Here is a 20989-nt window from a genome sequence, read left to right on the forward strand (position 1 = left end):
CTACCCCGGAACCGGCCTCGACAAACGGTCGGCGGCGCCCGCCGCGCGGTCGCGCAGCTCGCCGACGAGATCGGCGACCAGCGCGACGGCGACCTCGGCGACCTCGGCGTCGGTCACGGAGTCGGGGTGGCGACGCGGCGGCACGACGTCGGGCACGAGCAGCGAGTCGAGGTCGCCACGGACGTCGTAGCCGCCCGCGCGCACCGCCGCCACCGCCCGCAGCCCGCGGGCGCGGCAGTCGGCGACCTGGTCCTCGCCGGGCCAGAAGGGCTCGCCCGCGCGGGGCGCGAGCAGCTGGTCGGCGAGGTGGCTGCGCAGCCACCTCCCCCGGTCCTGGGCACCCCAGGGACCGCTCAGCGCGGCGTTGACCCGTCGCAGGGTCTCGGCCTCGACGACCCCCATGCCGGTGTTGGCGAAGCGTCCGCTGGTGTCGACCACCGCGGGGTCGAGGTCCAGCAGCGCGGCGAAGCGGTGCCACAGGTCCTCCCGCGGCTGGTCGCGTCCCGGCACGGGGAGCACGTGCACCCGCTCCGCAGGCACCGCACCGCCCCAGCGCTCCAGCACCAGCCCGAGGTCGAGGGCACGCCAGTCCCAGACGTCGCGAGGGTCCTCGGACTCGCCTCGTCCGTAGTCGGCCAGGGCCGTCGTGCCGCGGTTCTTCAGGTGCTCCTGCCAGCTCGACGCGAAGAGCGAGAGCGGCTCGCGGGCGGTGACGACCACGTGGACCTCGTCGGCCGGCAGGGCCTCCACCGCGCGGCGCGCCTGGGCGGCGCTGGCGGCGCAGAAGAACTCGTGCGAGACCAGCACGTCGCCGCTGTGGGCGGCCGTGTCGGCGAGGACGACGTCCCAGGCCTCGGCCGCGCCGGGCCCGCGCCGGCGTACGCCAGGGTCCTCGCGCACGACCAGCGAGCTCAGCAGGTGGTCACGCTTGGCCCGCCCGGGGAGCAGCAGCCCCGCCTCCAGCAGCGCGGCGCGGTGCGACCACCACCCGGCCTGCAGGTAGCTGGTGCCCGTCTTGGGCAGGCCGATGTGCAGGAAGGCCCGACGGCTCATCTGCCGAGCTCGGCGGAGTACCGGTCGAGCACCTCCTGCGCCCGGGCCGGGTCGCTGGAGGCCAGGGGCAGCAGGAGCTCCTGGACGACGTCGGTCAGCTCGGCCAGGCGGAGGTTGAGCCGGCGCAGCTCGCCCACCTCCTCCTCGAGGTCCGCGACGCGTGCCCGCAGGGCCTCGAGCCCGTCGGGGCCCTCGCTGGCGACGGCCGGGCGCGAGCGCAGGCCGGGGGCCAGCCGGCGCAGCCGGTCGACCGGGCCGGCCGGCCCGGGGTCGGGGCGTTCGTCGGGTGCGTTCATGCTCTCCACTCCATCACCATGCGGTACCCCCGCAGCGGGGTCTCGTCCTCGATGCCGCCGGCGGGCGGCTGACCGGTGTGCGTGACGTCCACGGCCGCCTCCTCCACGACGCGTGCGCCGCGTGCGAGGACCTCCGAGCGCACCTGGTCGGGCTCGAGGCCGTGCAGCAGCAGGTGCTGCGGCAGGGGCGGGTCGGCCGGCGGCAGCACGAACTCGAGGTAGAGGCGCCCGCCGCCGGACAGCGCCATCTCGGCCAGGCGCCACAGGTGGCGTCGGCCACGGTCGCTGGTGGCGTCGGCGACATGACGCGCGAGGAGGGCCCGGGGGCCCTCGCGACGGGCCAGGCGCGCGCCCCAGAGCATGACCTGACGCAGCTCGAGCAGGTTCATCGAGGCGAAGTCGGCGCCCCACCCCTCCTCCTGCGAGCGGGCGTGGAGCCGGGCGAACCCGTTGGGTGAGAAGTCCAGCCCCAGCACCGGGTGACCACGCCGGGCCAGCCACACGGCGTCCTGACCGCGCCCGCAGCCCACGTCGACGACCTCGCAGTCCTCCGCCTCGCGCCGGTGCAGCAGGCGGGCCAGGTCGTGCGGCTTGCGGACCGGGCCGTGGTGGACCGCGTCGGAGTAGCGCCGGTCCCAGTGGTTGCGCGCCGCGCGGGTGCCGCGGAACCAGCCGTCGAGACGGCGGGTCGTGGCCGCCGGGGGCGCGTAGGCGAAGGCGGGGTCGGGTCGTCGCCAGGAGGGGCCGTAGGTCGCCGCCAGGAGGGCCTCCGGGTCGGCCGGGGCCGGCAGCGAACGCCCCTCGAGGACCACCGAGCTCCGCGGCAGCAGCGCGGAGCGGTCGTAGGGCACCCACAGCTCGCCCATGAGCATGAGGTGACCCTCGACGAGGGCGCCGGCGAAGACGTCGATGGTGCGGCGGGTGCCGTCGGAGACGGTCAGGTCGACGCGGAAGGCGGCCCCGCTGTAGCGGGTGGTGTCGTGGCCGGCGCGGATGAGGTGACGCTGGACCCGGTAGGACTCGAGGATCACGTCCACCGGGTGCTCGTGGGAGCTGAGGTAGGCCAGGTCGACGTCGTTGTCGTGCCCGACGAAGCTGCCCTCGCGCACGGCGCCGAGCAGGGTGCCGTAGGCCACGAAGGGCTCCACGCCGGCCTCCTCGAGGTCGGCGAGGAGCCGGGCCGTGGCGTCGAGGAGGAGCGCGGTCGCCTCCTCCCCCTGGTCGCCGAAGGCGACCGCGAGCCGGCCGTGGTTGTCGACGACGAGGTCGCGGCCCTCCCGGTCGACCAGGCGCACACGGTCGGGGCCGGGCCCCATCACGACCTCGCGGTCCAGCAGCACGGTCTCGCCGCAGGAGACCGTCATCCGCACGGGCCCGTCGAGGGCCTGGGCCAGCTCGCGCGGCCAGGGCACCGCGACCGCACCGGGCGGCCCCGAGGGCGAGGGCGTGCGCCCCGCGACCCGCTCGGTCCACAGGGACCACACCCGACGACCGTCGAGGAGCACGTCGAGGAGGACGTCGTCGCTGTCGCCGAGCAGGAGGCCCGCACGATCGACGTCGACGACCTCGGGCAGCCGTGGCACCGTCGTACTCCCTCCCCCGTCGTGGAACGGCGAACCTACCAGTCGCGGGCGCCCCCGCGACGTCGGCTCACACGAGGTCGCGGAACCGCCGGGGCACGCGCACCAGCGGCTGGCTGCGCATCGCCTGCACCTGCCCGGCGCCGGTCGCGCGCCACATCGCGCCCTGGCGCTGCACGATGCGCTCGAGGCGCGCCGGTCGCGGACGGAAGCGCTCGACCTGCTCGAGGTCGATGTCGGCGGTGATCTCGTCGAGCAGGTCGACCATCTCGTCGGCCGGGCGCTCCCAGCTGGTGCGCGCTGCGCGGCCGTCGTCGCGGAACGCCGCGTGCCGCTTGGCCGCGGCGTCGGCCAGGTGGTCGCGGTCGGCGAACTTGAGGTGGAACATGAACAGCTCCGGGTCGACCGCGTAGGGGCACTCGATGCCGTGGGAGGCGTGGGCCCAGCGCGCGGGCACCCACTTCAGGCTCGGCTTGCACATGAGGGGCGCGAACTTGGCCAGCGCGCGCTGCGAGAGCACGGGGGCGTCGTCGCGCAGCGGCCCCTCGCGGGAGACGTCGTGGACGACGTTGAGGGCCGTGACGCCCACCGCCTGCCGCCCGGGCCGCGCCGCGACGTAGTGGAGCAGCGAGGCGTGGTGGTCGGGGTCGGGCACGATGAACTCGTCGGTGTCGCAGAACACCACCGCGTCGTAGGCCGCGAGCAGCCCGGCCGAGAGCCCCGCCATGACCTCCATCCGCGACGGCTCGAAGCCGCGCTTGCGCAGCGGGGGGATCCGCAGCACCGGCCCGGCCAGGTCGTCGGTGGACCCGTCGGTCGTCTGGTCGTCGACCACGTAGACGTGCTCGGCGCCGACCTGGGCGGCGTAGTGACGCACCCAGCGCCCCAGCATCGCGCCCTCGTCGCGGGCCATGGTCATCACCGCCACGCTCGGCAGCTCGCCCTCGGGGGCGGCCGACACCAGGTAGGAGAGGTCGGCGGGGTCGGCGGGGTCCTCCGGCGCCGGGGGCGGGCGCGAGGGGTCCGACGGGTCCGCGGACCCCGAGGAGCGGCGGCGCAGCAGCGCCATCAGTCCTCCTCCCCCCGACCGGCCGGCCCGGGGCCCTGCCGGCGCGCCGCACGGCGCTGCTTGCGCTCGCTCTGGCCCCACTCGCGCACGAGCAGCTCGAGCCCGTCGACGGCGGCGGCCAGCTGGTCCTCGGCGGAGATCTCGTCGGTGTGCACGCCCGGCACCCGCACCGGCCGGAGGTCCTCGAGGTCGCCCACCACGCGGTGCCCGGCGCCGGCGAGGCGCTCGACCTGCGCGTGCGCCTCCTCGCGCACCCACTCCTCGTCCAGGCCCAGCCGGGGCTCGAGGGGGGTGCGGGCCACGAGACCGCGCTTGGCCAGGGAGTGCTTCACGAACCGGTCGTAGCCCTGCGGGACCGCTCCGTCCACCACCATCTTCTCGTTGAGGCGGCGCAGCACCATGGCCGTGGCCGGACCGATGGAGCGGTTGGACCGCACCTCGAGGTCGTAGCCCGAGGGGTCGACGCCGAGCACCTCGGCGAAGCGCCGCCAGAGCAGGTCGTGGGGCGCGCCCGAGGGCGGCACCGTGACCAGGGTGAGTCGGCCCTCGCCGAGCACCCGCGCCCAGCGCTCCGCGATGACCGGGAGGTCCTGGTGGCGCCAGAAGTTGCGCGCGATCGGGGAGTCCCTGTCGCGGTCGCGCACGGCCGCCAGGAAGTCGGGCCAGGTCGCCGACGAGCCGTTCTGCATCGACTCCAGCCACATCGCCGGGATGTTGCGCGACAGGTCGCGACACGTCATCACCGCCTCGACGGTGGTGTCGGGGAAGGCGGCGAGGATCTGCTCGATCTTGGCCTCGCTGCGCGGGCCGAGGAACTCCATCGAGACGACTGCGGTGCCCTCCCAGCGGCTGGCGTCCTCGACGACGGCGGCCCAGGACCCGTCGACCGGCATCGGGCGCTGGCCCGGCCCGCCGCGCTCGATCAGCTCCCGCACGGCCTTCACCTGCTCGCGCCAGCGGCTGCCGGCGAAGAGCACGCCCGACTCGGCGAGACGCTCCCGGTGGTGGCCCAGGACGTTCTGGACGAAACTCGTGCCGGACTTCATCGAGCCGATGTGCAGCACCAGTCGTCGCGCCATGGGCATGCTCCTCCGAGAGGTCGTCGGGTGGGGCACCGGCCGGACGGGAGCGTCAGGGAAGCGTGACGCGGGAGACCGGCACCCAGTGATCCGTCGCCAGCCTCACCAGCGGGATGCGGCTCGGAGCATACCCGTCCCAGGTCGCGTCGCCGGGACCGAAGAGCCAGTCCACGCGCATCGTGCCGCGCGGCGGGGTGCAGCGGCCGTCGGCGTAGCGCCCTCCGGTCGCGCTGCGCAGGGTGGTGCCGGCCATGACCTTGCAGACGATGGTCTCCTTCTCGTTCATGTCGCCCACGTAGAAGACGGGCACGCCGGTGGCCTCGAGCTCGTTGATCCGGGCCAGTTGGGCGCGCACGGCCTTGTCCCGCTTGGCCTGGTACTCCCAGGGCGCGTTGTGGACGGCCATCACCCAGATGCGTCGCCCCGTGGCGCGGTGCTCGAGGAGCACGACCGGCCGGTCGAGTTCGCGGCTGATGAACTGGGTCCGGATGACGGTGCGCTCGACCGGCTTCCACACGTCGCGCCGCCACAGCAGGGCCGACTCGACACCCAGGTCGCCGGACGCCGGGGTCTGGAAGCTGGCGTACTCGCCCTCGCCGGCGGCGAGGATCGCCGCGAGCTGCTCGGCGGTCTGCTCCTGCACGCCGACGACGTCGGCGTCGAGGGTGCGCAGCGCCCGGGCGGTCCACTCCGCGCGCATGCGCGCGGGGGCCAGCTGGTCGTCGTGGGCGTAGGGCCGGGTGTGGCCGTTGCCGACGGTGTTGAAGGTGGCGATGCGGAAGCTGAGCGGCCCCTCACGGCGCGTCACCGTCGTCGGGCTCGTGCTCGGAGCCTGCCGCGCGGCGGTCCCGGGCACGGAGGTCTGGCCGCGCTCGTCGTTGCCGACGCAGGCGCGCTGGCCCTCGCTCGTGCGGGCGCACCCGTGCAGCCAGCCCAGGCTGAGGTCGGTGTAGGTGCCGGGGCCGACGACCGGCACCGGGCTGCTCCCACCGGGCGCGGAGCCGTCACCGAGCTGGCCGTAGACGTCGGAGCCCCAGCACCACCGTCGCTGCGCGTCGTCGATCAGGCAGGAGCTTCCCTCGCCCACGGCCACCCGCTTGGCGACGTGGCCACCGGACACCGCGACCGGCGAGGTGGACCCGGCGAGGGCGCCCGTGCCGAGCTGGCCCTGGTCGCCGCGGCCCCAGCAGCTCACCGCACCGGCGCCGGTGCGGGCGCAGGCGTGGGTCCACGAGACCGACACCCCGCTCCACGTGGTGCCGGTGCCGACGCGGGTCGGCTCAGCACGGTCACGGTTGTCGCCCACGCCGAGCTGCCCGAAGAGGTTGCGACCCCAGCACCACAGCGAGCCGTCGCCCTTGACCGCGCAGGTCGACCAGCCGTTGACCGAGACCCGCTTCCAGTCCTTCCCCGGCACCCGGGTGGGGGTGGTCCGGTCTTGGTCACCGGCGACGCCCAGCTGACCGGCGGAGTCGTCGCCCCAGCACCACAGGGTGCTGTCGGCGCGGGTCGCGCAGGTGTGGAACCAGCCCGTCGAGACCTGCTTCCACTGCCTGCCGGCCACCCGGGCCGGCTCCAGGCGCACGTCGCGGGTGCCGCCGCCCAGCTGACCGCGGTGGTTGACACCCCAGCACCACAGGCTCGCGTCGGTGCGGGTGGCGCACGTCGAGGCGCCGCCGGCCGACACCGTGGCCCACGCGGTCGAGCCCCCGACCTGCTCGGGGATCGCGGTGCCGGGGCCGGTGCGGTCGAGGCCGAGCTGCCCGTAGGTGTTGCGTCCCCAGCACCACAGGGTGCGGTCGCCGCGGATCTCGCAGGAGTGCTCGCCGCCGGCGGCGACCCGGCGTACGGCGGGCGCCCGGCGGGCCGGTGCGTCGGCGACGGTGGCCGCGGCCGACCTCGACGAGGCGCCTGCGGACCGCGGCTTCTCCGCGGCCCCGGCCACCGTGCCGACCCCGGCCAGCACGGTGGCCACGAGGACGACGAGGGCAGCCAGAGCGCCGGTGAGGGCGTGCGGGCGCGGAAGTAGGCGCATGACGTGCTCCGACTCGGGGAAGAGGAGGGGGGACCGGGGAAGGCTAACCTCCCCCGGTCCCCCACGTCCCGTGATCACGCGACGCGTCTCGTGCGCCCCGCTCGTCACTCACGTCACAGACGTCGCAGACATCACTGCGTCAGCAGCCACGCCTTGGCGTAGGGATCGACGTCGGTGGCCGCACGACCGGCCACGACCCGGCTGGCAGGCGGGTTGGCGAACAGCGTGTTGGCCCAGGAGATGTACTGGCGCACGATGCCGTCGCGCGTGATGATCATGCCCTGCTCGTCGGACTTCAGGCTCGAGCCCGACCAGTTCGCCGAGCCGTTGAGCACGATCCGGTCGCCACGGCTGCCGCCGTAGTTGCCGCTGATGGCGATCGACTTGATGTGCAGGTAGCGGTCGTAGACGCCGTCGCCGTCGGGGTCCTGCACGATGTGGCGCCGCGGCACGGGACCCAGGATGTCGCGGACGTTGGGCGTCATCACCGAGTAGTTGATGCGGATGTTGCACCCGGCGTTGTACTTCTGGCGGATCGCCCGGGCGACCGCCTCGCCGCGCAGGCCATTGAAGACCGACTGCATGATCCGGATCTGGGTCCGGCCGTTGATGCCGAAGCCCTTCCGCACGTTCTTGCACCGGGTCTTGCCGAGCATGTCCACGACCTGGTCGGAGCGGCCCAGGCGCGGGTAGAACCACGAGCGGTAGTCACCCTCGGCGAAGGTGTCGAACGTCGGGCGGTGCAGCTTGTCGCGCGAGGCCTGCGTGAAGATGCGCTCGTAGCCCCGGTAGGTCTTCTCCCGCCCGGCGAGCGTGATGAGGTCGTCCCACTGGTTGTTGGCCGCCGACTCGGTGAGGTTGCCGGAGCCCTGCATCACGACGTGTCGCGACTTCCCCACCTTGCTGAAGAGGAAGAACTTCGAGTGCACGATGCCCGTGCCGGCCTTGCCGCGGCAGGAGTTGTTGCAGACCCGGAACCAGCTGCGCATGCCCGCCTTGCGGGACTTGTTGCCGACCGCGAGAGCCCGCTTGAGCGTCCGGTAGGACCCGTCGGGCTGCTGCTGGGCGGCCAGACCGCCCGACATGATGACGCGGACGCTGACGCCGCGCTGGTGCGCGGCGCGCAGCGAGCGCACGAAGAGCTCGCTCTTGAAGTTCCACGTGATCATCCGGATCCGCTCGCCCGCGGGCGTGCGGGCGATCGCCTCGCGGATGTGCTTGTTGATGACGTGGGACCGGTCGTTGAGGGGGTTGTTGAAGAGCAGTCCCTGGGGCACGGTGTAGCCGCCCGCCCGCTGCCGCGACGGGCCCGAGGCCGACGCGTAGCGGTCGACCGACGACACCTCGACCGACGCGGCGGTGGCGCTGGGCGCGGCCTGGCTCGGCACGGCGACCGCACCGCTCAGCAGCAGCGGCAGGCCCACGAGGGCGCCCACCAGCATCCGGCGTACAAACATCCTTGCTCCATTTCCCGACCCGCGGTGGCGGGTCGTTCGCCTGCCGACGGCAGGCGTTCGCACCCTTGATCAGCCTTGGCAGCTGCGCAGGGCCCGACGGTACTCGGGGCTCTGCGCGAGGCTCTCGGTCTCGTTGACGACGTTGCCGGGGACGGCGTAGAACCGGCCCGCGTGCTCCACGATGGTCTGGCCGAACTCGCAGCGACGGCGCTCCGGCTCCTCGACCCGACCGTCCTGCACGCACCCGGCGTAGCCGCGTGGCAGGTCCTGGCCCGCCACCCAGACCGCGTCGCACTCCGGGAGGCCCGAGCCGGAGGGCGACGTGGAGGACGAGGTGGAGGACGAGGTGGAGGGCGAGGCAGACGGGTCGGTGGCCTGCTCGGCCGGGCCGGCCGAGCCGCCGTCGGACCCGCAGCCGGCGAGGAGCACGACGAGGAGGGCCCCTGCCGACGGCACGAGGGCCCGGCGTCGTCGTCCGCGGTCGCTCACCCCAGCAGGGTAAAGCATGTCCGGGTCACCGGGTCCCGGCCACGGCGCGCAGCAGGGCCGCCGACTCGGCCACGAGCCGGTCGACCTCGTCTCCCGGGCCGGGCGGGTCGGGCGGGTCGACCGACCCGGCCCCCGTCGCGGCGACCAGCGCGGACCGCGCGTGCTCGCGCAGGGCCCGGGCGGCACGCAGCACGTGGGCCGGGTCGGGCGGGCTGACGGCGTCGGGGTACTCGGACGGGTCGGCGTCGACCGGGAGGTCCTCGAGGTCGCCCGTCAGGGCGACGCGCCCGCCGGTGACGAGCGCCCGGATGTCGGCGTTGCGCCGGGCGGCGGCCGCGGCGGCCGTGCGGTCGAGGACCGGACGCTCCTCCAGGGCGCGCAGCGCCCCGAGCGGGCCGAGCGCCGCCTCCCGCACGAGCGCGCGGTAGACCGGCCCGGGCAGCCCTGTGAGCAGGGTGTTGGCGCGGCGCAGCACGTCGCAGGAGGCGTAGCCGAGCGAGTCGTTGCGCCGGGCCACCGACGGGTCCGCGATCGAGGCGTCGAGCCCCGCGGCGGTGGCGAAGCGCCGCCACAGCTCCGAGGCGGGCGCGTGGCCCGGCACGGTCACCAGCCCGACGCCGGCCACGGCCGGGTGGTCGCCCCACCGCGCCACCACGACCGGCACGTCCTGGGCCCGGTGGAAGACCCGGTGGGCCCGCGAGCCGCCCTCGGGGTCCTCGATGAGTCGCAGGTAGCTGGCCCAGTCGTCCTTGCCCTGGTTGCGGGTGAAGGTCTGCCACTGGGCGGCCACGGCGCGCAGCTGGTCGCGCACGGTCACGACGACGCTCACCTCGAGCCCGCGCAGGGGGCTCACCAGCTCCTCGACCTGGGCCGCGGTGGCGAAGCCGAGGAACTCCATCGAGACCACCGACACCTCCGCCGGCGAGGCGTGGACCCGGGCCGCGAGGTCGAGCCACCGGGCCCGGTTGCGCCGCGGGGCCTCGGGAAGGCGCAACATGCGGCGCACCGCGCGGGTCTGGACGCCGAAGCCGCCGACGAACTCGGCACCCGAGGCGAGCAGCTCCTGCTTGTGGCCGCCGAGGATGGACTGCACGTAGCTCGTCCCGGACTTCATCGTCCCCACGTGGAGCACGACTCGACTGCTCAACGGGCCTCCCGGGGAGATGGAGCCGATCTGGCGCGGGAGCACCGTAGCACCGCGGCTCGACCGCGCCGCCGCCCCGCGGCGCGGGTCAGCGCCACCACCGGCGCCGAGGGCGCACGGCGACCTCCCCGGCTGCGCCCGCGGCGTCGAGGAGCCGCTGCGCCACCGCGGCCGGGTCGACGCCGGGGACGGCCTCCACGTCGGGCGTCGGGTCGCCGGGGCGGGCCAGCACCGGGTCGAGGTCGGCCGGGTCGCCGTGCACCGACCAGCCCGCCGCCGCGACCTCGTCGAGCCAGGCCCGGGTGGCGGGCACGAGCACCTCGGCCAGCCCGGCCGGTGCCAGCGGCCGCGCCGAGCCGGTGGCGGCCAGCTCGCCCTCGGCGTACCCCTGCTTCACGACGCGGGCGCGGGCGCGGGGATCGAGACGGTCGCCCAGGGCCCGGTTGACCGCCCGCAGGAGCGCGGTCTCGGGCGCGCCCAGCGAGGCGTTGCCCGGCAGCGACAGCCCGGGGTCGACCAGTGCGGGGTCGACCCCGGCCGCCTCGGCGAAGCGCTCCCACAGCACGGCGGCCGGCGCCCCCGGCGGTGGGCAGAGGACCAGGTGTCCGCGGTCGGGCCCCAGCCGCGCGGTCCAGCGCTGCAGCGCGCCGACGAGGTCCTGGGCGTGCCAGAAGTGGGGACGCGACCCGCCGTCGTCGGGGCCGGCGGGCTCGCGGCCGGTGTCGGCGCGCAGCTGCTCGCGCTCGAGGTCGGCGAAGGACCAGGTGGCGCCGAGCTTGACCTCCTCCTGCCAGTGCGCCGTGGCCTGACGGCCGAGGTCGCGGGCGGTGACGACCACGTGCACCTCCCGCCCGGCCAGCGGTGCGAGCGCCCGCTCCACCTGGTCGGGCGCCGCTCCCCCCAGCACCTCGTGGCTGATCACCGCGGTGCGGCCACCGGCGTCGAGGAACTCCCCCGCGCGGGCGCAGACCGCAGCCCACGCGCCCTCGACCTGCTCGGCGGCGAGCCCGAACCGGGCCCGGCTCCCCCTCACCTCGACGGCGCCGTGGAACATCGCCCCCGGCCGGACGAAGGGGTAGACCACGCCACCGGCCCGCAGCTCGTCGCGGTGCGCGGCGAGCAGGGCCTGCAGCCAGGTCGTGCCGGTCTTGGGCAGGCCCACGTGGAGCACGACCCTGCCACCGCCCGGGCGGGCCGACCGGGGATCGCGGGGCTGCTCGGGAGGCACCCGCCCATGCTGCCACCGCCCCGACCCCGACCGGGGCACTAGCCTCCTCCTGTGAGCTCCGCCCCCTCCCGCGTCTACGCCGCCCGCCTCGTCGGGCTGCCGATCTTCGACCCCCAGGGCGACCAGGTCGGCAAGGTGCGCGACCTCGTGGTGTCGGTGCGCTCGGAGACCAGCCAGCCGCGCGTGCTGGGCCTGGTCGTCGAGGTCTTCGGCCGGCGCCGGATCTTCGTGCCGATGACCCGGGTGACCCACATCGACAGCGGCCAGGTCTACACCACCGGGCTGCTCAACATGCGCCGCTTCGAGCAGCGCTCCACCGAGACCCTCGTCATGGGCCAGATGCTCGACAAGACCGTGCGCATCGCCGGCTCCGGGGTCACCGGCACGGTCTACGACGTGGCGATGGAGCAGGCCCGCAACCGCGACTGGGTGCTGTGTCGGGTGGCGGTGCAGGAGCCGGCCAAGGCCCTGCGCCGCAAGGGTCAGACCCACGTCGTGGAGTGGCGCGACGTCGAGGGCCTCACGCTGCGCGAGGAGGCCCAGGGCGCGACGCACCTCGTCGCCGCGCTCAACGAGCTGCGACCCGCAGACGCGGCCACGATGATCCACGAGCTGCCCGTCGAGCGCCGCTCGGCGGTGGTCGCCGCCCTCGACGACGAGCGCCTCGCCGACGTGCTCGAGGAGCTCCCGGAGGAGGACCAGGTCGAGATCCTCAGCCACCTCGGCGACGAGCGCGCCGCCGACGTGCTCGAGGAGATGTCGCCCGACGACGCCGCCGACCTGATCGCCGAGCTGCCGCCGGAGACCGCGGCCACCCTGCTGGAGCTGATGGAGCCCGACGAGGCCGAGGACGTGCGGCGCCTCATGTCGTACGTCGAGGACACCGCGGGGGCGATGATGACGCCCGAGCCGGTGATCCTCGGGCCCGACGCGACGATCGCCGACGCGCTGGCCCACGTGCGCAACCCCGACCTCACGCCGTCGCTGGCCGCCCTCGTCTACGTGTGCCGTCAGCCGCTGGAGACGCCGACCGGCCGCTTCCTGGGGGTGGCCCACATCCAGCGGCTGCTGCGCGAGCCCCCCTCGACCCTCGTCGCGGGAGCCCTCGACGACTCGATGGAGACCCTGCCCCCGGAGGCCACCATCGACCAGGTGGCGGCCCACCTGGCGACCTACAACCTGGTGGCGGCGCCCGTCGTCGACGAGAACGGTCACCTGCTCGGCGCGGTGACGGTCGACGACCTGCTCGACCACATGCTGCCGGAGAACTGGCGCGACCAGGGCCTGCGGCCGCGACGTCGCCGGGGGGTCGCTCGTGGCTGAGAGCCGTCGCGCGCGTCTCGACACCCCCACCGAGACCCGCCGCCAGCTGGTGCGGCGCCCGTCCTACGACTCCGACACCTTCGGGGTCTTCGCCGAGCAGTTCGCCCGCTTCATGGGCACCGCGAAGTTCCTGATCTACATGACGCTCTTCGTCGTGGTGTGGGTGGTGTGGAACCTGCTGGCGCCCGCCGAGCTGCGCTGGGACGACTACCCCTTCATCTTCCTCACCCTGATGCTCAGCCTCCAGGCCTCCTACGCCGCACCGCTGATCCTGCTGGCGCAGAACCGCCAGGAGACGCGCGACAAGGTCGTCGCCGAGCAGGACCGGCAGGCCAACGCGCGCGCCCACGCCGACATGGAGTTCCTCGCCCGCGAGGTCGCCTCGCTGCGGATGTCGGTGGGAGAGGTCGCCACCCGCGACTTCCTGCGCTCGGAGCTGCGCTCGCTGCTGCACGAGCTCGAGGACCGGGCCGGCGACCGGGCCGGGGAGCGGCCCGGCGAGCGGCCCGGCGACCGGGTGGCGGGCGACGACCGTCCCGCACCACCCCTCGCCTAGGATCGGGGATCATGAGCACCTCCCTCGTCGACCAGGTCAACGCCGCGCTCGCCACGGTCAACGACCCCGAGATCAAGCGCCCGATCACCGACCTCGGCATGGTCGACTCGGTGGCGGTCGACGACACGGGTCTGGCCAGCATCACGGTGCTGCTCACCGTCGCCGGCTGCCCGCTCAAGGACACCATCAACCGCGACGTGACGGCCGCCGTCACGAAGGTGCCCGGCATCTCGGGCGTCGACCTGACCCTCGGGGTGATGACCGCGGAGCAGCGCGCCGGCCTGAAGGAGATCCTCAGCGACGGCAAGGCCCAGCGCGAGATCCCCTTCGCCCAGCCCGGCTCGCTCACCAAGGTCTTCGCGATCGCCTCGGGCAAGGGCGGGGTCGGCAAGTCGTCGGTCACCGTCAACCTCGCGCTCGCCATGGCCAAGCAGGGCCTCAAGGTCGGCGTGGTCGACGCCGACATCTATGGCCACTCCGTGCCGGCGATGCTCGGCGTCGCCGACTCCCGCCCCACCCAGGTCGACGACCTGATCATGCCGGTGCCGACCTCGTCGGGGGTGTCGGTGATCTCCATCGGCATGCTCAAGCCGCGCCGCGACCAGGTCGTGGCCTGGCGCGGACCCATGCTCGACCGGGCCCTGGTGCAGATGCTCGCCGACGTCTACTGGGGCGACCTCGACGTGCTCCTGCTCGACCTGCCGCCCGGCACCGGCGACGTGGCCATCTCGCTGGGCCAGCACCTGCCCGGGGCCGAGGTGGTCGTCGTGACGACCCCGCAGGAGGCCGCGGCCGAGGTCGCCGAGCGCGCGGGCACCATGGCCTCGATGATGCACCAGCGCGTCGTCGGCGTGGTCGAGAACATGAGCTTCCTGCCCTGCCCGCACTGCGCCGCGGAGGGCACCGAGCACCGGCTGGAGATCTTCGGCTCCGGCGGGGGCGCCCGGGTCGCCGAGACCCTGTCGTCGCGGTTCGGCTACGACGTGCCCGTCCTGGGCCGGATCCCCCTCGACGTCTCGCTGCGCGAGGGCGGCGACGTCGGCAAGCCGATCGTCGACGCCGACCCGACCGCCCCGGCCGCGGAGGTCCTCACCGCGGTGGCGACCCGCCTGGCCGGTCGCGGTCGCGGACTGGCCGGCATGCAGCTCGGCCTGACCCCGACCGCTAAGTTCTAGTCCGTGCCTGGATTCGCCGAGCTGGCCGTCATCGCGCTGGTCGCGATCCTCGTCTTCGGCCCCGACCGTCTCCCCGACCTGGCCAAGCAGGCCGGGCAGATGGTGCGCAAGGCCAAGGAGTTCGCCAACTCCGCGCGTGACGAGCTCCGCGACGAGCTCGGCCCCGAGTTCTCCGACCTCGAGCTGCGCGACCTCGACCCGCGCGCGATCGTGCGCAAGCACATCATGGAGGCGATGGAGGAGGCCGAGCAGGAGGAGAAGCGGCCCAAGCGGCCCGGCCTCCGGCCCCTCGCCGACGGCGAGCTCCCGCCGTACGACATCGACGCCACCTAGGCGGGCCCGCCCGCGTCAGTCGCGGCTCTGGACCGCCGCCAGCGCGGCGAAGGACACCAGCGCCGTCCGGTCGACCCCGGTGAGGACCTCGGCGAAGTCCGACCCGACCCGCTGGAGCACGCCCTCGTGCCGGGCTCCGTCGACCAGGTGCAACAGGCAGCGCTCGCGCGCGTCGGCCAGTCGGCGCAGCGGCGAGCCGAGGCCGAGCCGTGAGACGGGCGACCAGGCCACCTCGGGCACCGAGCGCGCCGAGGCACCGCGCACGACGTCGACGGCCCGGGTGAGCACCACCCAGTCCTGGGCCGCGCCGCCGACCACCACCCAGTCCGCCGCCACCCGCTCGAGCACCCCGGTGACCGCTCCGACCCCGCGCACCTCCAGCGCCACCGGCAGTCCCACCGAGGCCATGAGTCGGCTGGCCAGCGTCACCTGCTGGTACTCCGCCCGGGCACGGTCGGCCAGCTCCACGACCCGCTCGGCGTCGTAGGCCGCCTCCGCCTGCTGCTCGAGGTCGTCGAGCACCGCGAAGAGCTGCTCCTCCCAGGACACGAGGCAGATCCTGCCCCACCCGTCTGTGGAGCGACGGTTGACTAGACCACGCAATCGACGTCAAATGATGCAAACAGACGCAAACGCAAAGGTCTCTCGGGATGTCCTCGTCGTCGATCGTCCGCTGCACCGTGGTGTGGGCCCTGGTGGCCGCCACCACCGTGGCGCTCACCGCAGCCCTGCTGCCCGGTCTGCTGCCCGGTCTGCTGTCCGGTGTGGTGCGGCCCGCCGTCTGGGCCGACCGGGGCTTCGAGGACCTGCTCGTGGCCGGCTGCAGCCTGGCGCTGCTGGGATGCGGCTGGTGGGCGCTCCTCGCGACCACGGCCGTGGTCACCGACGTGCTGCGCGGGCGGGCCGGGCACCGCACCCGCGGCGTGCCCGACGTGGCCCGCCGCTGGGTGCTCGCGGCGTGCGGGCTCGCCCTGGCGGGCACGACCGCCGCCGGCACGCTCGTGCCCGCCACGGCCGCACCGGGCGCCGACGTGCCCGGGCGCCAGGGCCAGGCCCAGTCCGCCCAGTCCGCCCAGACCGCGCAGTCCCCCCAGACCGCCCAGACCGCACCGGGCCGCGGCCCCGCCGACGAGCGTCTGCTCACCGGGCTGCCCCTGCCCGAGCGGGCGGTCGGCACGCTCGCGGCCCGCCTCGGCGGCACCGCGCCGGCGTCCACGACCGTCTCCCCCGGTGACAGCCTCTGGACCCTCACCGCCTCGGCGCTGGAGCGGGCGGGCCGACCGGCCACGCCCGCCGCCGTCGCCGCCGCCTGGCCCCGGGTCCACGAGGCCAACCGCAGCGTGGTCGGGCCCGACCCCGACCTCATCCACCCGGGCCAGCGCCTCGTGCTGCCCGCACCCCCGACGAGCCCCGGCCCGACGCCGGGTCAGTGAGGAGCACCGCCATGACCGGATCCGTCGCCCGCAGCACCAGCAGCCGGCCCAGCAGCCGACCCAGCAGCCGGCCCAGCACCCGTCACAGCACTGTCGTGCCGCTACGCGCCCCCGTGCCGGTGGAGGCCGTGCAGGGCACCCTCGCCCTCGACCTGGCCCCCGACGACCTGCCGCCCACCGCGCCGCGGAGCACCCGACCCGCCACCGCCTCGCCCGCGTCGGTCCACCGCATCGACCAGCGCGCCCGCCGGGAGGCCGAGCGCTGGGCGTGGCGCTACGTCCAGGCGGTGGTGGAGATCGTGGGCGGCGACCGACCGGTCTCCCAGCTGCTGTGCTGGACCGACCGTCAGGTCTACCTCGACCTCGCGCGCCGCGCGCTGCTCGTGGCGCGCGCCGGGGACCACCAGCCCGGGGTGGCACGGGTCCAGCCCGTGCGTCCCCAGGTGCGCAGCGTGCACGCCAGCAACGTGCGGCCCGGGGTGATGGAGGTCAGCGCCCACGTGCGGTACGGCGCGCGCTCCCGCGCGGTCGCGGCGCGCTTCGAGGAGCGCCGCGGCCGCTGGACCTGCACGGCCCTGGAGTTCGCCTGAGCCCGGCCCGCACGGGCCGGGCCGGCTCAGCCGTTGACCCGGGTGGTCAGGCCCGTGGGCCCACCCTCCGCGCCGTGGCACTGCTTGAACTTCTTGCCCGAGCCGCAGGGGCACTTGGCGTTGCGCCCGGTGCCGGCGAACTCGTCGTCGCCCGCGGGCCCGCTGACGACCTCGGCCTCGCCGTCCTCGGCCGGCGCGGAGTACGCCAGTCGCTGCGGCGTCGTGGGCTCCAGGCCCTTGGCCCGGATGTGCGGCCGCGCGGCGGCCTCGGCCTCGGACTCCTCCTGCGCCGGGGCGCCGGCGGTCACGGGCGAGCGCAGGCCCTCGGCCACGCCGAGCACGGGGGCCGCCGGCTCCTCCTCGACGGTGACCTCGAGGTTGAACAGGAAGCCGACGGCCTCCTCCTTGATGCCGTCCATCATCGCGGCGAACATGTCGAAGCCCTCGCGCTGGTACTCCACGAGCGGGTCGCGCTGGGAGTAGGCGCGCAGGTAGATGCCCTCGCGCAGGTAGTCCATCTCGTAGAGGTGCTCGCGCCACTTGCGGTCGAGCACCGAGAGCAGCACCCGCCGCTCGAGCTCGCGCATGACCTCGCTGCCGACCTGGGCCTCGCGCTCGTCGTAGGCGGCGTGCGCGTCGGCCTTGAGCGCGGTGACGAGGTCGTCGCGGTCGATGTCCTCGCGGCTGCCGGCCTGCTGCTCGAGGTCGGCGATGGTGACGCCCACCGGCCAGATCTGGCCGAGGTCGGTCCACAGCTGCTCGAGGTCCCACTGCTCGGAGAAGTCCTGCGTGGCGCCGGTGACGTAGCCGGTGACCACGTCGTCGAGGAAGGTGCGCACCTGCTCGGCGAGGTCGGCGCCCTCGAGGACCTCGCGACGCTCGCCGTAGATGACCTGGCGCTGGCGGTCCATGACGTCGTCGTACTTGAGGACGTTCTTGCGGGACTCGAAGTTCTGCGACTCGACCTGGCCCTGGGCGTTGGCGATGGCGCCGGTGACGCGCTTGTTCTCGATCGGCACGTCGTCGGGGATCCGCAGCACCTGCAGCACCCGGTCGACCCACTCGGACTTGAACAGCCGCATCAGTTCGTCCTCGAGGGAGAGGTAGAACCGCGACTCCCCCGGGTCGCCCTGGCGACCGGAGCGACCGCGCAGCTGGTTGTCGATGCGGCGCGACTCGTGGCGCTCGGTGCCGACGACGTAGAGGCCGCCGAGCTCCTTGACCTCGTCGTGCTCGGCCTTGACCTGCTCGCGGATGCGCTCCACGGTGCCGGGCCAGGCGGCGTCGTACTCCTGCGCGGTCTCGCCGGTGGGCTCGAGGCCCTGCTTGCGCAGCGCCTCGTCGGCGAGGAACTCCACCGAGCCGCCGAGCATGATGTCGGTGCCTCGCCCGGCCATGTTGGTGGCGACCGTGACGGCGCCCTTGTGACCGGCCAGCGCGACGATCTTGGCCTCGTCGGCGTGGACCTTCGCGTTGAGCACCGAGTGGGCGATGCCCAGCTTGGTCAGCTTCTTGGACAGGTGCTCGGACTTCTCGACCGACACCGTGCCGATCAGGACCGGCTGGCCCTTCTCGTGCCGCTCGCGGATGTCGTCGGCGACGGCGTCGTACTTGGCCTCCTCGGTGCGGTAGACCAGGTCGCCCTGGTCGATGCGCGCCATGGGGCGGTTGGTCGGGATCGGGACCACGCCGAGCTTGTAGATCTTGTCGAACTCGGAGGCCTCGGTCATGGCCGTGCCGGTCATGCCGGAGAGCTTCTCGTAGAGGCGGAAGTAGTTCTGCAGGGTGACGGTGGCCAGCGTCTGGTACTCCTCGCGGACCTGGACGCCCTCCTTGGCCTCGATCGCCTGGTGCAGACCGTCGTTGTAGCGGCGCCCCGCGAGCATGCGGCCGGTGTGCTCGTCGACGATGAGCACCTCGCCGTTCATGACGACGTACTCCTTGTCGTTGTGGAACAGCTCCTTGGCCTTGATGGAGTTGTTGAGGAACGAGATCAGCGGGGTGTTGGCCGACTCGTAGAGGTTCTCGATGCCGAGGTGGTCCTCGACCTTGGTGATGCCCGGCTCCAGGACCGAGATGGTGCGCTTCTTCTCGTCGACCTCGTAGTCGACGTCGCGCTCGAGGCGGCGGGTGATCTTGGCGAACTCGCCGTACCACTTCACCTCGTCCTGGGTGGGGCCGCTGATGATGAGCGGGGTGCGGGCCTCGTCGATGAGGATCGAGTCGACCTCGTCGACCACGGCGAAGAAGTGGCCGCGCTGCACGCAGTCCTCGATGGAGGAGGCCATGTTGTCGCGCAGGTAGTCGAAGCCGAGCTCGTTGTTGGTGCCGTAGGTGATGTCGCAGGCGTAGGCCTCGCGCCGCTGCGCGGGGCGCATGTCGGGGAGGATCACGCCGGTGGTCAGGCCCAGGAAGTGGTGGATGCGACCCATCTGGTCGGACTGGTACTTGGCCAGGTAGTCGTTGACCGTGACCACGTGCACGCCCTTGCCGGCCAGCGCGTTGAGGTACGACGGGAGCACCGCCACCAGCGTCTTGCCCTCGCCGGTCTTCATCTCGGCGATGTTGCCCAGGTGCAGCGCCGCGGCGCCCATGACCTGCACGTCGAAGGGGCGCATGCCGGTGACGCGGCGCGAGGCCTCGCGGACCGTGGCGAAGGCCTCGGGCATGATGTCGTCGAGCGTCTCCCCCGCGGCGAGGCGCTCCTTGAGCTCCACGGTCATGTGCTGGAGCTCGGCGTCGCTCATCGCCTCGAAGTCCTCCTCGATGGCGTTGACCGCCTTCGCGACCGCCTCGAGCTGTCGGAGGATCTTGCCCTCGCCGATGCGAAGGAGCTTGTCGAGGATCACGGGCACCGGGGTTCACTCCTAGCTGGGGCCTAGCGGTAGTCACAGGCGGATCCACCTTACCCAGGGGGGTGGCTCGTCCCTAACCGGCCAGGGCCGAGCGCAGCTCACCCGCGAGGTCCCCGAGCTCGCCCACGACGACGTCGGCCAGACCGAGCCAGCCGGCCAGCGCGCGCAGCTCGGCCGCGAGCTCGGCGGCGGTCTCCTCCGGGGCGCCGGGCTCGGCCCACGCCGCGGGCACCCGGAGCAGCCCCGCTCCCCCGGCTGCGCGGCGGTCGGCCTTGAGGTCGACCCGCGCGACGATCTCGTCGCCGAGCAGGAAGGGGAGCACGTAGTAGCCGTGGCGCCGCAGGTGCGCGGGCACGTAGATCTCGATGCGGTAGTGGAAGTCGAAGAGCCGCTCGGTGCGCTCGCGCTCCCACACCAGCGGGTCGAAGGGGCTCAGCAGCGCGCGGGCCCGCACCGCACGGGGCCGCCGCGCGCCGACGTGCAGGTACGCCGGGCGCGCCCAGCCCTCCACGGCGACGGGGAGCAGCTCGCCGCTGTCGACGAGCGTCTCGACCGCGGGGCGCACCTGGTCGACGTGCATCCGGTAGTAGTCGATCAGGCAGCGCTGGGTCGCCACGCCGTGGGAGCGCGCGGCGCGGCGCACCAGCTCGAGGTGCTGCTCGGCCACGGGCGGCGTCGGCAGCGCGAGGACCTCCGGCGGCAGCACCCGCTCCGGCAGGTCGTAGAGCACCTCGAACTGCCGGGTGCGCCCGGCGATGGCGACCTCACCGGTGGTGAACAGGTAGTCCAGGACCCTCCGGGTCGAGGACCAGTTCCACCCCCAGTGGTCGCGGCTCTCCGGGCCGGCGTCGCCGCGCCAGCCGGCCACCTGACGGGCGGTGGCGGCGCCGTGGGCGGCCAGCCGCGCCAGCACGTCGGCCTCGAGGCCGGGGTTCTCCTCCAGCACGCTCCACTTGCCGCGCCGGGCGCGGTAGTGCGCACGACGGTGGGCCATGTGCGGCCACAGCTCGACCGGCATGAGGGCCTGCACGTGGGCCCAGTACTCCACGACCCGGCGCGGGCGCTGCTCGGAGGCACGGCGCAGCAGGTCGGTGTCGTAGGCGCCCATGCGTGACCACAGCGGCATGTAGTGGGCGCGCTGGAGCACGTTGACCGAGTCGACCTGAAGCACGCCCGTGCGCTGCAGGGTGCGCTGGAAGGTGCGCATGGTCGGCACGGCGGGCCGCGGGTCGAGGAAGCCCTGCGCGGCCAGCGCGATCCGGCGGGCCTGGGCCCGCGACAGCGAGTCGGTCAC

General features: G+C 74.1%; 19 protein-coding genes. 6 read left to right on the top strand and 13 right to left on the bottom strand.

Annotated features, from left to right (window positions below):
- The 10 genes from LPA27_RS06170 to LPA27_RS06215 form a co-directional block, all read right to left on the bottom strand.
- Positions 1-1053, bottom strand: a complete 1053-nt coding sequence (locus LPA27_RS06170; protein ID WP_228941886.1) for a hypothetical protein — start codon at positions 1051-1053, stop codon at positions 1-3.
- Positions 1050-1349 carry a DUF6752 domain-containing protein gene (locus tag LPA27_RS06175; RefSeq protein WP_056863985.1) on the bottom strand — a complete coding sequence of 100 codons (300 nt, stop codon included), beginning with the start codon at positions 1347-1349 and terminating at the stop codon, positions 1050-1052. The genes LPA27_RS06170 and LPA27_RS06175 overlap by 4 nt, the downstream gene beginning before the upstream one ends.
- Positions 1346-2932 (bottom strand): class I SAM-dependent methyltransferase, encoded by a 1587-nt coding sequence (locus LPA27_RS06180; protein ID WP_228941887.1) that lies wholly within the window; start codon positions 2930-2932, stop codon positions 1346-1348. Before LPA27_RS06180 ends, LPA27_RS06175 begins: the two co-directional genes overlap by 4 nt.
- 67 nt (positions 2933-2999) lie before the next feature.
- Entirely contained in the window at positions 3000-3998 is a 999-nt protein-coding gene (locus tag LPA27_RS06185) for a glycosyltransferase family 2 protein (RefSeq protein ID WP_228941888.1), read from the bottom strand.
- Positions 3998-5077, bottom strand: coding sequence for a hypothetical protein (locus LPA27_RS06190; protein WP_228941889.1), 1080 nt, complete (start codon positions 5075-5077; stop codon positions 3998-4000). The genes LPA27_RS06185 and LPA27_RS06190 overlap by 1 nt, the downstream gene beginning before the upstream one ends.
- Before the next feature lie 52 nt (positions 5078-5129).
- Positions 5130-7112 (bottom strand): endonuclease/exonuclease/phosphatase family protein, encoded by a 1983-nt coding sequence (locus tag LPA27_RS06195; RefSeq protein ID WP_228941890.1) that lies wholly within the window; start codon positions 7110-7112, stop codon positions 5130-5132.
- A 131-nt stretch (positions 7113-7243) separates the two neighbouring features.
- Positions 7244-8569, bottom strand: coding sequence for a phospholipase D-like domain-containing protein (locus LPA27_RS06200; protein WP_228941891.1), 1326 nt, complete (start codon positions 8567-8569; stop codon positions 7244-7246).
- Between the two features lie 69 nt (positions 8570-8638).
- Entirely contained in the window at positions 8639-9058 is a 420-nt protein-coding gene (locus LPA27_RS06205; RefSeq protein WP_228941892.1) for a hypothetical protein, read from the bottom strand.
- A gap of 25 nt (positions 9059-9083) precedes the next feature.
- Positions 9084-10172: a hypothetical protein gene (locus tag LPA27_RS06210; RefSeq protein WP_228941893.1), complete on the bottom strand. Its 1089-nt coding sequence runs from the start codon at positions 10170-10172 to the stop codon at positions 9084-9086.
- 118 nt (positions 10173-10290) lie between these two features.
- Entirely contained in the window at positions 10291-11430 is a 1140-nt protein-coding gene (locus LPA27_RS06215; protein WP_228941894.1) for a sulfotransferase domain-containing protein, read from the bottom strand.
- Positions 11431-11481: 51 nt separating this feature from the next.
- Between LPA27_RS06215 and LPA27_RS06220 the strand changes: the two genes are divergently transcribed.
- The 4 genes from LPA27_RS06220 to LPA27_RS06235 are packed head-to-tail and all read left to right on the top strand — an operon-like array spanning position 11482 to position 14817.
- Positions 11482-12753 carry a magnesium transporter MgtE N-terminal domain-containing protein gene (locus LPA27_RS06220; RefSeq protein ID WP_193661215.1) on the top strand — a complete coding sequence of 424 codons (1272 nt, stop codon included), beginning with the start codon at positions 11482-11484 and terminating at the stop codon, positions 12751-12753.
- Entirely contained in the window at positions 12746-13309 is a 564-nt protein-coding gene (locus LPA27_RS06225) for a DUF1003 domain-containing protein (RefSeq protein WP_228941895.1), read from the top strand. Before LPA27_RS06220 ends, LPA27_RS06225 begins: the two co-directional genes overlap by 8 nt.
- Positions 13310-13320: 11 nt before the next feature.
- Positions 13321-14484 (top strand): Mrp/NBP35 family ATP-binding protein, encoded by a 1164-nt coding sequence (locus LPA27_RS06230; RefSeq protein ID WP_056863974.1) that lies wholly within the window; start codon positions 13321-13323, stop codon positions 14482-14484.
- A 3-nt stretch (positions 14485-14487) separates the two neighbouring features.
- Entirely contained in the window at positions 14488-14817 is a 330-nt protein-coding gene (locus LPA27_RS06235) for a sec-independent translocase (protein WP_228941896.1), read from the top strand.
- 15 nt (positions 14818-14832) lie between these two features.
- Here LPA27_RS06235 and LPA27_RS06240 read toward each other — a convergent pair whose 3' ends face one another.
- Entirely contained in the window at positions 14833-15366 is a 534-nt protein-coding gene (locus LPA27_RS06240; protein WP_228941897.1) for a hypothetical protein, read from the bottom strand.
- A gap of 101 nt (positions 15367-15467) precedes the next feature.
- Here LPA27_RS06240 and LPA27_RS06245 point away from each other — a divergent pair, with 101 nt between their 5' ends.
- Complete coding sequence (locus tag LPA27_RS06245) at positions 15468-16250, top strand: LysM peptidoglycan-binding domain-containing protein (protein WP_228941898.1); 783 nt, start codon at positions 15468-15470, stop codon at positions 16248-16250.
- A gap of 11 nt (positions 16251-16261) precedes the next feature.
- Positions 16262-16840, top strand: coding sequence for an Rv3235 family protein (locus LPA27_RS06250; protein ID WP_228941899.1), 579 nt, complete (start codon positions 16262-16264; stop codon positions 16838-16840).
- Positions 16841-16866: 26 nt separating this feature from the next.
- On the opposite strand, the gene secA is transcribed toward LPA27_RS06250, so the two are convergent.
- Together secA and LPA27_RS06260 are read right to left on the bottom strand one after the other, a co-directional pair.
- Positions 16867-19695: a preprotein translocase subunit SecA gene (gene secA / locus LPA27_RS06255; protein WP_056863970.1), complete on the bottom strand. Its 2829-nt coding sequence runs from the start codon at positions 19693-19695 to the stop codon at positions 16867-16869.
- Positions 19696-19768: 73 nt separating this feature from the next.
- The gene (locus LPA27_RS06260) at positions 19769-20989 is read right to left on the bottom strand and encodes a winged helix-turn-helix domain-containing protein (RefSeq protein ID WP_228941900.1); all 1221 of its coding nucleotides are present in this window, start codon (positions 20987-20989) and stop codon (positions 19769-19771) included.

The sequence above is a fragment of the Nocardioides sp. Leaf374 genome, from assembly GCF_916862475.1.
Lineage (GTDB): Bacteria > Actinomycetota > Actinomycetes > Propionibacteriales > Nocardioidaceae > Nocardioides > Nocardioides kribbensis.

Coding starts and splice junctions, on each gene's coding strand:
- LPA27_RS06170 (WP_228941886.1), bottom strand. CDS start 1,053: ATGAGCCGTCGGGCCTTCCTGCACATCGGCCTGCCCAAGACGGGCACC.
- LPA27_RS06175 (WP_056863985.1), bottom strand. CDS start 1,349: ATGAACGCACCCGACGAACGCCCCGACCCCGGGCCGGCCGGCCCGGTC.
- LPA27_RS06185 (WP_228941888.1), bottom strand. CDS start 3,998: ATGGCGCTGCTGCGCCGCCGCTCCTCGGGGTCCGCGGACCCGTCGGAC.
- LPA27_RS06190 (WP_228941889.1), bottom strand. CDS start 5,077: ATGGCGCGACGACTGGTGCTGCACATCGGCTCGATGAAGTCCGGCACG.
- LPA27_RS06195 (WP_228941890.1), bottom strand. CDS start 7,112: ATGCGCCTACTTCCGCGCCCGCACGCCCTCACCGGCGCTCTGGCTGCC.
- LPA27_RS06200 (WP_228941891.1), bottom strand. CDS start 8,569: ATGTTTGTACGCCGGATGCTGGTGGGCGCCCTCGTGGGCCTGCCGCTG.
- LPA27_RS06210 (WP_228941893.1), bottom strand. CDS start 10,172: ATGAAGTCCGGGACGAGCTACGTGCAGTCCATCCTCGGCGGCCACAAG.
- LPA27_RS06230 (WP_056863974.1), top strand. CDS start 13,321: ATGAGCACCTCCCTCGTCGACCAGGTCAACGCCGCGCTCGCCACGGTC.
- LPA27_RS06245 (WP_228941898.1), top strand. CDS start 15,468: ATGTCCTCGTCGTCGATCGTCCGCTGCACCGTGGTGTGGGCCCTGGTG.
- LPA27_RS06250 (WP_228941899.1), top strand. CDS start 16,262: ATGACCGGATCCGTCGCCCGCAGCACCAGCAGCCGGCCCAGCAGCCGA.